The organism is Winogradskyella costae (assembly GCF_013403865.1).
GTDB lineage: Bacteria > Bacteroidota > Bacteroidia > Flavobacteriales > Flavobacteriaceae > Winogradskyella > Winogradskyella costae.
Genome location: NZ_JABFDK010000002.1, coordinates 193,756 through 208,707 on the forward strand (window position 1 = coordinate 193,756; position 14,952 = coordinate 208,707).

11 protein-coding genes and 1 tRNA gene are annotated in these 14,952 nt (G+C 35.4%); 7 read left to right on the top strand and 5 right to left on the bottom strand.

The features are described from left to right. Positions 1–35: 35 nt before the first annotated feature. From HM986_RS08045 to HM986_RS08065, 5 genes are all read left to right on the top strand, one after another. Positions 36–1,565, top strand: a complete 1,530-nt coding sequence (locus tag HM986_RS08045; RefSeq protein ID WP_246288479.1) for a PhoX family protein — start codon at positions 36–38, stop codon at positions 1,563–1,565. 12 nt (positions 1,566–1,577) lie between these two features. Further along, positions 1,578–3,386 carry a cytochrome-c peroxidase gene (locus HM986_RS08050; protein ID WP_246288480.1) on the top strand — a complete coding sequence of 603 codons (1,809 nt, stop codon included), beginning with the start codon at positions 1,578–1,580 and terminating at the stop codon, positions 3,384–3,386. A 185-nt stretch (positions 3,387–3,571) separates the two neighbouring features. After that, entirely contained in the window at positions 3,572–3,934 is a 363-nt protein-coding gene (locus HM986_RS08055; protein WP_179334569.1) for a hypothetical protein, read from the top strand. A gap of 281 nt (positions 3,935–4,215) precedes the next feature. Then, positions 4,216–5,853 carry a tetratricopeptide repeat protein gene (locus tag HM986_RS08060; RefSeq protein WP_179334570.1) on the top strand — a complete coding sequence of 546 codons (1,638 nt, stop codon included), beginning with the start codon at positions 4,216–4,218 and terminating at the stop codon, positions 5,851–5,853. Positions 5,854–5,959: 106 nt separating this feature from the next. Further along, positions 5,960–8,263: a T9SS type A sorting domain-containing protein gene (locus HM986_RS08065; RefSeq protein WP_179334571.1), complete on the top strand. Its 2,304-nt coding sequence runs from the start codon at positions 5,960–5,962 to the stop codon at positions 8,261–8,263. Positions 8,264–8,829: 566 nt separating this feature from the next. Here the strand turns inward: HM986_RS08065 and HM986_RS08070 are convergent. Next, positions 8,830–8,903: transfer RNA gene (locus HM986_RS08070), tRNA-Met, on the bottom strand. Positions 8,904–9,083: 180 nt separating this feature from the next. Between HM986_RS08070 and HM986_RS08075 the strand changes: the two genes are divergently transcribed. Both HM986_RS08075 and HM986_RS08080 read left to right on the top strand, forming a co-directional pair. Beyond that, a complete protein-coding gene (locus HM986_RS08075; RefSeq protein WP_179334572.1) occupies positions 9,084–9,476 on the top strand; it encodes an START-like domain-containing protein in 393 nt (130 codons plus the stop codon). Positions 9,477–9,543: 67 nt separating this feature from the next. After that, the gene (locus HM986_RS08080; RefSeq protein ID WP_179334573.1) at positions 9,544–10,398 is read left to right on the top strand and encodes an aminotransferase class IV; all 855 of its coding nucleotides are present in this window, start codon (positions 9,544–9,546) and stop codon (positions 10,396–10,398) included. Between the two features lie 283 nt (positions 10,399–10,681). Here the strand turns inward: HM986_RS08080 and HM986_RS08085 are convergent, their stop codons facing one another. From HM986_RS08085 to HM986_RS08100, 4 genes are all read right to left on the bottom strand, one after another. Beyond that, the gene (locus tag HM986_RS08085) at positions 10,682–11,236 is read right to left on the bottom strand and encodes a YqgE/AlgH family protein (protein ID WP_179334574.1); all 555 of its coding nucleotides are present in this window, start codon (positions 11,234–11,236) and stop codon (positions 10,682–10,684) included. A 297-nt stretch (positions 11,237–11,533) separates the two neighbouring features. Beyond that, the gene (locus HM986_RS08090) at positions 11,534–11,806 is read right to left on the bottom strand and encodes an HU family DNA-binding protein (RefSeq protein ID WP_179334575.1); all 273 of its coding nucleotides are present in this window, start codon (positions 11,804–11,806) and stop codon (positions 11,534–11,536) included. Between the two features lie 196 nt (positions 11,807–12,002). Further along, positions 12,003–12,962, bottom strand: a complete 960-nt coding sequence (gene fmt / locus HM986_RS08095) for a methionyl-tRNA formyltransferase (RefSeq protein WP_179334576.1) — start codon at positions 12,960–12,962, stop codon at positions 12,003–12,005. Continuing rightward, positions 12,959–14,854 carry a RecQ family ATP-dependent DNA helicase gene (locus HM986_RS08100; RefSeq protein WP_179334577.1) on the bottom strand — a complete coding sequence of 632 codons (1,896 nt, stop codon included), beginning with the start codon at positions 14,852–14,854 and terminating at the stop codon, positions 12,959–12,961. The genes fmt and HM986_RS08100 overlap by 4 nt, the downstream gene beginning before the upstream one ends. Positions 14,855–14,952 lie beyond the last annotated feature (98 nt).

Below are 14,952 nucleotides of genomic sequence, written 5' to 3' on the forward strand. Positions count from 1 at the left end.
TGTGGACACATTATAACCACTAACAACCTTTAATTATGAACAAGATTATTAAACTATTTTTATTAGCATTTATTATTACAGCATCGGGCGCACTGGCAGTGAGTTGCGAGGTTGAAGATGGAAAGGACGGCATCGATGGTGTTGACGGATCAGATGGATCAGATGGTTCAGACGGCTTGGATGGAGAAGATGGTAGTGATGCATCTGTATATTTAACGGCTTCTAAGACTCCTACCTTATTAAAGGTTACGGACCAGTTTATCAACCTAAGAATTTCTACGCTTTTAACTTCAGAAGATATCATTCCAAATACTCCTAACTTTATTTATGGGTCTATGGCAGATGGTGCTGGGTTAATTAATAATGGTGATAATACCTTTACGTTAATTAATAATATTGAAGCTGACTATTCTATCGCTAGAATTTTATTAAACGAAAACTTAAGACCATATAATGGTGAGTATATATTAAATGCAACTGCAACGGCAGAAACAGCAATGTGCTCTGGTACTTTAGTGACGCCAGAAGAACATGGCTTTGGACCATTATACCTTTCTGGAGGTGAATGGGGTGGAGCTTCAAAAGGAGTCTTTGCAGTAGATCCTACTAAAAGTGCTGAGGATGCTAGTGTAGGGGAAACTTTAGCTGCGTTAGGCCAGTGGTCTACAGAGAATGCAGTGCCTATCGGAAAAGATGCTTACCCAGATAAAACGGTGGTGTTTATTGGAGATGATCATGCAGATAACTCAGTACCTTCTGGTCAATTAGGAATGTATGTTGGTAACCGTGGAGATTTATATGGTGGTCAATTATACGGATTAAAAGTGACTGCTGCAGGTGTTGATTTTGAAATGGATATGGTAGAAGGTACTTCTTATAGTGCTGAATTTGTACAATTAGATGAAACCGAAATTGATGCTCTTGATGCTGAGGCAAAAACGAAAGGTGTTATGGGATTCTCTAGATTAGAAGATATTGATTGGAGACGAGGTTCTGCAGCGAACCAGAGAGAAATATATTTTTGTGTTACAGGGCGTATCTCTGCGAGTTTAACAGGAAAAGGATCGGCTTTAGGTCGTGTGTATAAAGTGACATTGAATGAAACAGACCCAACAGGTCCTGCAACAATTACATGTGTATTAGATGGTGATATTGCCGGTGGAGCTGCAGACGGATTCCATTCACCAGATAATATTTTAGTAACTGAAAACTACGCTTACATTCAAGAAGATCCTAACGGTTACTTAGATACGTCAATCAACGGGTATGCTAAGCTGTACCAGTACAACCTAAATACAGGTGAGGTAAAAACCGTTTTAGAAGCAGACCAAGCCAGAGCTGAAAGTTTAGGATATGGATCAACTTCTAGTACTTGGGAAATTACAGGTATGATTGATGTTACTGATGTTGTAAATAATGGCGAAAACACGTTTTTAGTAATGACACAAAATCATGGTTGGAATCCTGCAGATGGCACCTCTTTTACAGATCCATTAGCAAATCCTAACTTATCTAATGCTAAAGAAGGTTCAATGCTTTTCGTTATTAAAGGTTTAGATAGATAATAAAATAACAGCATGAATCATAATATATTTATGAAAGCTAAGACATATACATTTTGTATATGTCTTTTGCTTTTAATTACAGTGTCGTGTAAAAAGCAGACAGAAACCGTAGACATAGACGCTACGGATCAGAACATAGCCTTGTTGTATAATTCAGAACTAGAGCGTTGCATCACCTATTTAGATTCCATTTCTGTGTCCAAAAAGGCAGAAGACCGTATTGCTTATTATAAAAAAGCACGTCAGCATTTTAAAGCGATGGAGCCTGTTTTGGCCTCTATAGATAAAAACAACTATAAATCTCTAAATGCTCCAAATATTTTACAAGTTCAGGAAGAGGATTTAACCGATGTGAAGATTAGAAACCCGTTCGGTTTTCAGGTGATAGAAGAGTTGTTACACGAGGAGGATGGAGATACTGCATCATTACACAATGCCTTAACAATTACGTCTGATCGCTTGAAGTTGTTACAGCGCAATACACATATCAAATTAAAAGATTATCATCTCATATGGTTGCTTAGAGATCAGATTATGAGAACCGCAGCTACAGGTATCACAGGATTTGATTCCCCCGTTTTAGGGCAAGCCTTAACTGAAAGTCAGTATACCACCCAGACGCTTATAACGTTGATAGATATTTGTAAAAATAAGTTTAGTTCTAAAGAAATTTATGACGACTTGAGAGCGTCTTTTAAAGAAGGGATTGCTGCGCTTGATTCAGATTTTGATACGTTTGATCGCTTTGGGTTTATAAAGAATTACACTGATCCCCAATTAAAATTAATATTGAAAACTCAGGAAGACTGGAACGTTTCGTTTCCATTTGAAATGGCTATTTCCAATAACACATCATCCTTTTTTGGTGCTAATACGGTGAATGTGTTATATTTTTCAGATTATAAGAGTGATACGCTTCACTTAAAACAAAAGGAGGACTTTGGTAAGGCCCTTTTTAATGACCAGGTACTCTCTAGAAATAATGATATGGCTTGTGCTAGTTGTCATATTAAAGATAAGGCGTTTACTGATGGTAAGAAGACCTTTGATGCCCGACAAGTAAGAAACTCACCAACACTTACCTACAGTGCTTACCAACAATCGTTTTTTATGGATGGCCGTGCAGGAAGTTTAGAAGGGCAGGTTGTAGGTGTCGCCGAAAATCATGATGAATTTAATTTACCAATGGATTCTATAGTGCGTCGTGTCTTACAAAATCCGACATACCAAGTGGCTATAGATAGTTTGTATGGTAGCAAGCGTATTGATTTTAACATCAGACATGCCATTGCGAGTTATGTGCGTAGTTTAAATGATTTTGATTCTAAATTTGATAAGAATATAGAGGGCATCGCATCCTCATTAACAGCCCAAGAAAAGCAAGGGTTTAATCTGTTTATGGGGAAAGCTGCTTGTGCCACTTGCCATTTCCCGCCATTATTTAATGGTACGGTTCCACCTCATTATAATGATACTGAAGTAGAATTACTTGGCGTGCCGGAAACAAATGATACTATTAATGCTGTTATTAGTGATGATTTAGGACGTTATAACGTATTTGGTACCGATCAGAGGAAGCACTTTTTTAAAACCCCTACCGTTAGAAATAGTAATGTCACAGGTCCTTATATGCATAATGGTGTTTATAAAACCTTGGAAGACGTAGTTGATTTCTATAATCGTGGTGGAGGAAAAGGTATTGGAATTCATGAAGAATTTCAAACCTTACCTTTTGATGAATTAAATCTAACCCTAGCGGAGCAAGAAAGCATAGTGGCATTTATGAAAACCTTAACCGATGCTGATTTTATAGAAAAATAAAATGTAGTTGTTAAGCTTGAATAAGAATGCGGTATCGCTTCATAGGACTTTAAATAAGTACTATGAAGCGATTTGTTTTTAAGATTGTTGAGGTTTTGAGGTTGGTAGAACTCTATATATGAATTACTTTTGACTAGCGCTAAATAGAAGGACTTAATACCAAAAGAATATAGCTTACATACCATATGACCATACACGAATTACCAGGCACTTATACTATTATAGGAAGCAACCAAGATGAAGACGGTATCGCTTATAAAGGACTATTAGAATTAGCCTTAAATCAAAACAATAGAATAGAGGCGACGTGGTTGATTAATGATAGCCAAGCCCAATTAGGTACTGGTTTTTTTAAGGATAATATCTTAGTTATTAATTTTAATTATAAGGGAGATGATGCTCATATATATAAAGGTGTTGTAGTTTACAAATGCATTACTAAAGATTTGTTAGATGGTTTTTGGTCTGAGAAGCATGGCAATCCGCTGTTTCTTGGAGAAGAACGTTGTTATAGGGTAGGGTCTGAACAGCTTGAGTTGGTGAATTGAAACTTTATTTTTTTCTGCTATGTGTAGCCGCTTAGTACACTTATGAAGTTAGCGGTGTTAACGCGAAAGTTAGAAACCCTAATTCGTTTTACGAAAGAGATTCACAGCTATGCTGCAATTGGGGTATAGATGTACGACTATTATAACTTACATTACGTGTATAACGTTATGTCACCCTATAGAAAAAGGAACTGAGGGTACAGTCGCGTTTTTCCTTGAACTAAAAAAAAACTATATTTAACGTTTTGGCTATAATCTAAGGATTCACAGGTAAACAAAGTATGAAGCGTATTTTAGGGGGCATCGTTATTCTTTTTAGTGTGATTTTAAGTGCACAACAAACCGAACGCTTAGACAGCTTATTAATTGCGGGCATTACCGCTCGAAGCAATAAGGATTACGCGACCTCTTTAGAGCTATTAACCGAAGTACGTACCGTTGCCGAAGACAACCATTGGTACAAGCAGCAGTTTTTAGCTTTAAATAATATTGGAGCCAATTACTATTCCATGTTAGATTACGGAGAAGCGCTAGACTATTATTTAGAAGCCTACACCATTGCCTTAAAACACCTCGATGAAAATGAGGAAATGACGGTATTGAACAATATCGCTATTCTTTACAATAAAGAAGGAGAGCCTGAGAAAGCTGAAGCCTATTTTTATAAGGCGTATCTTATGGCAAAAGAACACGACGATACGATTAAAACAGGACTTTACGCTGTTAATTTAGGGCTCTCAGCAAATGAGCTCAATAAGCCAGATGAAGCCTTAGTGTATTTAGAAGAGGCGAAAGAACACCTTAAAGGTCGTGCGAATTTAATACTTATGGTCGATATTGCATTGGCTGAAAACTATTATAAGCGTGGAGATTTAGAGACAGCCGAAACCATAGCCAAAACAGTATTGCCGAGTTTAAGTGCTATAGAATTTACAGAAGAAAAAATTTCTACACTCACCGTATTATCTAATGTGTATCAGGAAAAGGGAGAGCTTTCTACCTCCATTACCTATGCTGAAGAGGCGCTTGAAGTAGCGACAAATCTAGATCTTAAAATCTCAACGTATGAACAGTTGGCTAAATTGTATAGAGCCCATGGCTTAATGGATGCAGCGCTCGTTGCTAAAGATTCTATCATAGCGTTGAATGACACCTTATCAACCATTAAGAACGGCCGTTTTTTTGAAGCCAATAAAGTAAAATTTGAAATTGCCAATTACCGCCGAGAATTACAGCAAAGTAGTGCCGAGCAGCGTGAAGAACGCGCACGACTTTATACCTTGTTGGGCTTTTGTGCTTTGGTTATTATGTTAATATCTTGGGCCTTACGGAATAGTTTTATAAAGAACAAACAACGCAAAATACTACATGACAGAAGTCAAGAAATTATAGCCTTAGAACTCGAAAAAGAAAAGAGTGATAATTTGGTGTTAGAAAAGCAATTGCACGCTAAAGAAGCCTTTTTATTGTTAGAACAAGAAAAGCTTAAAAACGAAATTGAAACGCAAAACCAAAAGTTGGCAGCCAAAGCCTTACAGGTTTCTAGTAGAAATGAATTGCTAAAGGATGTGATCAATTCCTTGTCTAGTCAAACTGAAATTTCTAAAAACGTCTTTCTTACACGCAAAATAAAAGAGCTAAAAAGTTTACTAAAAAATGATAATGAATGGGAAAGCTTCTTAAAACATTTTGAAGAAGTCAACCAAAATTTTATTTCAGAACTTAAACGACGCCACCCAGAATTAACAGCAAATGACATTCGTTACATCAGTTATTTGTATATGGATCTTACAAATAAAGAGATTTCGTCGCTCTTTAACATCACCGCTGTCGCCTCTAGAAAGCGGAAAGAACGAATAAGTCAGAAAATGGGACTCTCAGAGAGTTCGGACTTATATCGTTATTTATCAGATATTTAGGTGTAGATGTCACACTTTTTATTTTTACTGTCGCACTAATTGTTTGAAAAATTTAGTAATTGTAATTAGTATTGGAGAATATTGAAGTTCACTAAAACAATTCATTATGACTAAAACAATTACACGATTTTTATTGGTACTCGTCTTTGCAGTGCAGTGCACTTTTGCTCAAGTTGAAATTACAGGGTCTACAGACTACGGTAGAATATTCGACCTTACATATGATGTTAATATACCCAATAAGATGTACGGCATTACTTTAGGGAACCATATTGTAGTTTCGGAAGATAACGGTGCCACTTGGTCTCTTTTTTATACGCTAGATTTAGTGGTTAATGCAAAAATTGATCAATTAAAACTATCTGCAGATGGAACGGCCTTAACGTTTACGCTCTATGCACAAAATACGACCCAAAATGCGGTTTTGGTTTATGATTTAGCTTTAGATGAGGTTGTTAGAACTATTCAGGTACCTAATGAAGACGAATTCGCACATGTATCCTCTTACGATTTTTATGATGACAATATGGATGTGCTTATTATGGATACTAATTTTCCTGTAGGATGGGATAGGGAATCTAAAGTGTTTTATACTGCTGACGGTGGAGTAACATGGGATATGATTTATTATACCAACGATTACGATACGGTTTTTTTAAATGACGTCGCTATAAGTCCTTCAGACCCTGATACTGTATATTTAGTCAGAGGTAATGGTAGTACCGAAATTGATGGGGGTTTATTTGTCTCTGCAGATGCTGGTACAACGTTTACAGAAGCCTTGTCAGGTAATGTTTTAAGTACTTTAGCTTTTGATCCTTCAGATAATCAAACGATCTACGTCGGTACAGGTATTAGTTTTGGAGCGACACCAGAAAATTTATTTAAATCTACAGATGGAGGCGCAACGTTTAGTGTAGTGCCAATTGCTTGGACAACAGGTATATTAGAAGATATTATAGCTATTAAATTTAACGAGAATAATCCGTTGCAAATCATTGTTTTAGAAGAAAATGAAATCGTGATTTCTGAAGACGGAGGTGCTACCTTTGTCAACTATGTTTATCCATATGATAATACCGATAGTTATTATTACGGTTTAAATGCCAGCTATAACCCACAGAAATCCGAAGAGATTGTAATCAGTTCTAACTATATTCCATTGTTCTCCAACGATGGCGGTGAGACGCTCAGTGCTATTGCTAATCCTTACTTTGTAAGTACAGGTACTAATGCTATTTTTTCAGATGTTAATACGTCTAGTTTATACTACGGAGTACAACAAGGTTGGGTACATAGAGACCTAACCACAGGAGTAGATACACCTTACAATTTGATGCCTTTAAATTCGTATTCTACAGGTGGTACAACCTATTTTATTGATAACTATGTCGCTAATCGCATCTATAGTTTTACGTCTAGTTTTATAGGAAGTAGTTTTAATATAAGTACAGATAATGGGGCAACCAGTACGCAATTATTAAGTGTATTTACCAATAGAGTGTCGGCTTTAGCAACCTATCCTTCTAATACCGATGCGATAATTGTGGCTTTTGCAGGTTATGATCCAGGTGAAACCCAATTAAAAAAGATTGATTTTAGCGATATAAATGCCGTTGCAGTTACAGATATTGTTATGCCTTCGGTAGATTTTATTAACAGTATTGTAATCGATGCTAGTGGTACTATCACTTTACCTATAGGAACTGTGGTTTACCGTTCTACAGATGATGGTAGTACTTGGGAGGCCTCAACTACAGGTTTAGAGGTATTTGATGCTTATGATGTGATTTTCGATCTAGAAGAGGATCCGTTAACACCAGGAACATTTGCTATAGCGTCATCAAAAGGTATCTTTATGTCTGAGGACTCTGGGGTGACCTGGACTCAAAAATCAACCGAACTAGTTAATAAAATAGCCTTTTCAACAGAAACAGTAGGAGCTATGGTTGCTACTAAGTATACTAGCGACTTCACGGTGTTTGAATTGTTTTCTTCTACAGATTATGGGGAGACTTGGGATATAATTTACAATGAACAATTGTTAAGTATCAGGTCGTCTTCTGCATCGTACAGGTTCGAGGATGCTGCTGTTACGGTATATGTTGGTACGTTTGATATAGGACTTATGGAATATAGTATAGATCTTGAGGTGTTAGGGACACCTGACTTTATAGAAGATGATAATACGATTGCGATTTATCCTAATCCGACGTCAGGAGTGCTTCATGTAGATTTAAAAGATGCGGCAGTTACTCAGACTGCGGTATATAACTTGTCTGGAGCAAAAGTGATGACTTTTAAAGGCACCGAAACACTTGATCTTTCTAATCTCGCATCAGGAATCTACATTTTACGTATACAAGATTCTAACAATGTAATCGGTTTTAAGCGTATTGTAAAGCAGTAATTATTAATTGTATTCCCTTATTATTAATTGCGCTACAAGAGCCCTCATTATTCTTTTATGAGGGTTTTTTTTAGACTAGCAAAGAGGTATTATTGATTAATTGGAAAGTGGCTTGTATAGTATTTCATGAGTTGAGTTGTACATTAGTAAAAGTCTGCGATGCTGGCGTATTGTTTTGGGCTTTTAGGTAAGTCTTAGTTGTTTTATTTAGATTTATAGAATCTTCGCGAGGTAAGCTGTACACTAGTAAAAGTCTACAATGCTAGCGCATTGCTTTGGGCTTTTAGGTAAGTCTTAGTTGTTTTATTTAGATTTATAGAATCCTCACGGGTGAGCTGTACACTAGTAAAAGTCCACAATGCTGGTGCATTGTTTTGGGCTTTTTTTTTAAGAATTGGTTGTTTTTTGAGATTTATAGAATCTTCGCAGGTGAGCTGTACACTAGTAAAAGTCTACAATGCTAGCGCATTGCTTTGGACTTTTTTTATGCTTTTGCGCTTTGAAGCTAGCTTCAGCGCAAAAGCATAAAAAAAGTCCAGCACTTCCGTGCTAGACTTTTACTGTTGTAGCGAGAACGAGATTTGAACTCGTGACCTCTGGGTTATGAATCCAACGCTCTAACCAACTGAGCTACCTCGCCATTTCAATTACTTCTTAATGCTTTTCTAATTTAAGATAAAAAAACATCCTTATAATTGCGGCTGCAAATATAAAAACAAATTTGTCGATAGCAAACAATAAAAACTAAAAAAATAAAATTTAATTTAAAGTTTAAAACTCAAGGATATTTGTATATATTGAGCACATAATACAATGCAATATGGACGATAAAGAAAAATACGAAATGGAGTTTGTGATTCAAGCATCACCAGCCCTAATATATACTTATATATCAACACCTTCGGGCTTATCAGAATGGTTTGCCGATAACGTCAATTCTAGAGGAGAATTGTTTACTTTTATCTGGGATGGCTCAGAGGAACAGGCTAAATTATTAAGTAAGAAAAGTGGCGAGCGTGTAAAGTTTCGCTGGTTACACGACGATGAAGACGGCTCTGCTTCGTATTTTGAAATCCGTATACAGGTCGATGAGATCACAAAAGATGTCTCTTTAATGATTACAGATTTTGCTGAAGACGATGAAATTGAAGAAGGCAAAATGCTTTGGACGAATCAAATCTCTAGCCTGAAACAAGTTTTAGGTTCGGCGTAAGCGATAAGAAAATAATCTATCATATCTTTGTCTCGATTTAATTTAAAACTAAATCGGGACTTTTTTTATGATAAACTTTAACGGTACACTGCGCTCGCAAACAGATTCTAAACTTAACATTGAAAATAGAGGTTACAAATATGGTGATGCTCTTTTTGAAACTCTAAAAGTGGTTAATGGTAAAATCTTCTTCTGGGAAGATCATTATTTTAGGCTAATGTCATCTATGCGTATTCTTAGAATGGATATACCTATGAATTTTACTATGGAATTCTTAGAGTCTGAAATACTTAAAACTTTAGAAGCGAATGACTTATTGCATGCTTCAGCACGTGTTAGGATAAATGTAGACAGAGGTGAAGGGGGGAAGTATTTACCTTCTAATTTGGCTCAAGTGCATTTTAATATGATTGCAGAACCGCACCATAATCCATTTTACACTATTGACTCTAATGCCAATTGCGTTATAGATTTATATAAAGATTACTTTGTGGCTCCTGGGTTATTATCAGGATTGAAATCTAATAATAAAGCCATTCAGGTTATTGGTAGTATTTATGCTAAAGAAAATGATTTAGATAATTGTTTAATCTTAAATACCGATAAAAGCGTTATTGAAGCTTTAAATGGAAATTTATTCTTGGTGAAAGATGGCAAAATTAAAACACCTCCCCTAGAAGAAGGGTGTCTTAAAGGTGTTATGAGAAAGCAAATATTAGAATTATTAGCTAAAGATGTTAATGTTGTGGTAGAGGAAGCGTCTATTAGCCCGTTTGAACTTCAAAAAGCTGATGAGTTATTTATTACTAATGTTATTAAAGGAATTATTCCTGTTACAAATTACCGTAAAAAGTCCTATAGTAGTGACTTTGCGCAGGGTTTAGTGAATAAGCTTAATGCTAAGTTGCGTTTGTTATCGTAACGCTATTAAATTTACTATCGATTTTTTCTCTTTCCTTCGTTTCACAGTTGTTCTCCGCTAAATAATTGAGGATCGCGGTTTCCGACTTTATGGGCATTGGAGGTGTTGTATATTCTTGATGTTCTTATATTGGTATCTCCACCTTATGAGTTTGCATTAGGTTTAAAACTCATTGGAACCTCACCCCTTGGAGTATCATATTGATAATTTACTGTCTTTAATGATTGCGTTTTGGTGAATAGTACCTACCAATGAAAGATATTATTTGGAAGTGAGTTCAACTTTAATTGTAACTGGGATTTTCGGGAGCATTAGACCAGATGCTATAATCGCCACCAAGTTCTAACATTTTTTCGCGCCAAAACGTATTACAGGATTTGGAAATGATTTCTTTACTGTAGATGTTTTCTGAAATTAGCCAAGCATTCGACTTTAGTTCATTGTCTAATTGCTGTTCATCCCAACCAGAATAGCCTAAAAAGAAACGAATATCGTTGCTAGAGATTTCACCTTTATTAATTAAGTTGAGTACGATACTAAAATCGCCTCCCCAAAAAATACCATTAGAGATTTCAATACTATTAGGTATGAGTTCTGGTGATTTGTGAATAAAATAAAGGTTGTCTTGTTCTACTGGTCCTCCGTTATACACCGGGAATTCCGATTCTGTACCCTCTATAAGGTCTTTAAGGTTGTAATTTAAAGGTTTATTTAAAATAAAACCAACTGAACCGAGAGGGTTGTGATCTGCTAAAAGAATCACAGCCCGATTAAATGAAATATCACCGATAATAGATGGCTCAGCAATTAGTAAATTGCCTTTTTCGGGTTTGTTCATTTTTGGTTTTTTTATTAATTTAATAGTATTAAATCTATGTTTTTTTTGTTAAAAAAACAACTAATACGTAAAATATTACAGTATATTTTATTTAAATGAACTTAATTACTGCTTTTGTTTTGGAGTTGTCGTTTTTTAAAGCATGCTCTTATGTGAATCAAATAGAGGGATATACGAAATAAAATTAGCCGTATTTGTTAAAGCTCCCTGTGGACTTTAATAATTAATAAATTTTAAATTGAAACATAAAAAAACCTGCTCTATGAGCAGGTTTCTGTATATAAAACAAAAAATGTCTTAGTTTACAGCGTTACTTAAGTCAGAACCTGCCTTAAATTTCACTACATTTTTAGCTTTGATCTTTATCGTTTTTCCTGTCTGTGGATTTCTTCCATCTCTTGCAGCTCTTTTTGAAACTGACCAAGAACCAAACCCTACTAAAGATACTCTATTACCTTTTTGTAAAGATCCTTCGATGTCAACTAATAAAGAGTCTAATGCTTTTTTAGCAGCTGCCTTAGTAATTCCAGCATTCTCTGCCATTCCATTGATTAAATCTGTTTTGTTCATAATATTTAATTTAAATTGTTAAAATTTTGATTCTAAAATGAGAATTCTTTAAAATCCGTACACAAAATTATTAGGAATATTAAGCTACACAAGTAATAGCAAGGGAAATGCGGCTTTTTGTTAATAACTTAGGGCATTTGTTAATAAACGTAATGTATTTCATCGGATATTTTGTAAAACCAATGGTTATAAGGGTTTAGAGCAGTTTTGCCGATTCAGAAAAATTAAACCCATTTAGTAAGGATTTGACTTCCATTTTTCGCTTTCCAGGAAGTTGAATTTCCAAAATATTAATGTAACCTCCTTGACATGCGACTCTTAGTTCGTCTTTAGTGGTTATTATAATTCCGTTAGCATGTTTGTGATTCTCAATTTGTTTTTCTACACCATATAATTTTACAGATACAGGTTTCTTTTCGTCATTATCTAAATAACACCAAGCCGTTGGAAAAGGGTTTAAGCCTCTAATTTTGTTGTAAATAGTATCTATAGGTTGCGTCCAATCTATTTTACAGTTGTCTCGATTAAGTTTGTAAGCGGTTTTTAAACCGTCTGTTTGAGGCTGAATCGTTGTTGTAATTGCATTTGTTTCAATTTGCTTTACTGTAGTAATCACCAGTTCACTTCCTATAGCCATTAATTCATCGTGTAAGTCACCAACGGTTGTTGCCGGTCCTATTTCTGTATCTGCACTTTTAATGATAGCTCCGGTGTCTATTTTCTCGTCGATAAAAAATGTGGTAACACCAGTTTTAGTTTCTCCATTAATTATAGCCCAATGAATAGGAGCTGCTCCTCTGTATTGTGGAAGTAATGATGCATGCAGGTTAAATGTTCCGTATTCTGGCATTTGCCAAACAACTTTCGGTAACATTCTGAAAGCTACTATAATCTGTAGATTGGCCTTTAAAGCTTTCAGTTCTTCTAAAAAGGTTTCTGATTTTAAATTTGTGGGTTGCAAAATATTTAACTTGTGTTCTAAAGCAAATTCCTTTACCGCAGAAGCTCTTAGTTTTTGACCGCGTCCTGCAGGTCTATCAGGAGCAGTAAGCACCCCAACAACCTTATAATCGTTATCAATAAGTGCTTTTAGTGTGGCCACCGCAAAATCGGGTGTGCCCATAAATACAATGCGTAAATCACGTTTATTTGTCATACAAGTATGTAAGTATTAGCGTGTGTTAATTTTATTTTATTAAGTTCTATTAATTCTGAAAGACTTTTTAATAGCGCGTGTTCAGAACATTTAATATGCTGTAATAATTGTCGCGAAGATAAGGCTTCTTGCTGCAATGCTTTTAATATCTGATGTGTAATAACATCATTTGTATCCGTATTTGCTTTTTTAGCCTTAGCCATGCATACCGAGCAAATACCACAATTTTTAGTTGTCTTTTCACCAAAATAAAGTAGAAGCTGTTGACTTCTGCAAACCGAATCGTTTTTAATATAATGTAAAACAGATTCAATTTGTTGATGTTTTAGGGTGTGCTGCTGTTTAATTGTTCTTGCAATTGGGTTAATGGTAATGTCATCTTCACGCGGTTTTAGAAAGGTGATTTCAGAATCCGTATTGGCCATTTGTAAGCTAATGACTTCATCTTTTTCTAAACGTTGCAATTGGGCAATCACTTGCTTCTCTGGAAGCCCTACTTTATCGACCACTAAGCTTAAATTTACTTTGGTCTCATAATCAAAAATACCACCATAAGTTCGTAAGAGTACTTTAACTAAAATATTTAAATCTAAATGCGTTTCTAAGTATTGAAACAAAACCGCATTAGTAGTTATAAATTGAATTTTAGTCCTAAAGTTAAAATGCTGCGTCAGCGTTATAATGGCATTACGATCTAACAAAAGCAAAGCATTATAAGTGATACTAGCATTTAATTTATAATGGCTACAAAAGGATTTAAAATCGAATTGATGCATTGTATTTTCACCTTCACCATAAGAGATTTGAAAATAGTTACACAACCTGTTATAAACGGTCTTAACAAAAGCCACAGAAGGTAAGGTACTTAAAAACTGGTTGCGAAGATGATCTTCATCTACATGTTGCTTTAAAATAATAGCATGTGCTAATTCACCATTTCGTCCTGCTCGTCCGGCTTCTTGATAGTAGCTTTCTAAACTTTCTGGTAAATTAATATGAATAACAGTTTTAACGTTGGCTTTGTCAATGCCCATTCCAAAAGCTGTGGTCGCGACCATGATTTGCTTCTGACCATTGGTCCATTGGTATAAACGTTCTTGCTTCTCTTTGTTGGTAATACCTCCATGATAAAATGTAGAGGATAAGCCTTTAGCTGTAATAAAATTGTGAATATCAGAAGTCGCTCTGCGATTTCTTACATATATAATTGATGAACCGGCGTACTTTTTTAACAAATGCTCTAACTGAAATAACTTATCATCAGTATGAATGACATCATAGGCAATATTAGGTCTTGTAAAAGACGCCGTGAATATTTGGGGGTTAATAAAATCGAGATTGTCTACAATATCATTAACTACGTTATGTTTGGCTGTTGCGGTTAATGCTATACAATTAACGTGAGGATGCATTTGTCTTAAGACCGCAATATTTTGATATGCAGGTCTAAAATCATTTCCCCATTGACTGATACAATGTGCTTCATCTACTGCTATTAGATTTACGCGCATTTGCTGAATGCGCTCTTGCACTAAGGTCTGTTGTAAACGTTCTGGTGAGAGGTATAAAAACTTATAATTGCCATAGATACAATTGTCTAATTGAGTGTCTAGGTCTTTATAAGACATGCCAGAAGTTAGGGCAATGGCTTTGATACCTTTAGCTTTTAAGGTATTTACTTGATCCTTCATCAACGCGATTAACGGGGATACAACAATACAAATACCTTCTTGTATTAATGCCGGGATTTGGAAACAAACTGATTTACCTCCACCCGTTGGTAAGAGCGCAAATGTATCCTCTCGGTTTAAAACCGAAGTGATAATCTCTTCTTGCAACGGTCTAAATGACGTATGATGCCAATACCGTTCTAAAACTTCTATAGGATGCATTATGCCAATTTAACTATCTAAAATCGCTTTACTTTGTTTACTCACTTTTTTCAATTTTATGAGTTGGTGTTCGTGATGTGCTTCTCAATTCTTTTTTG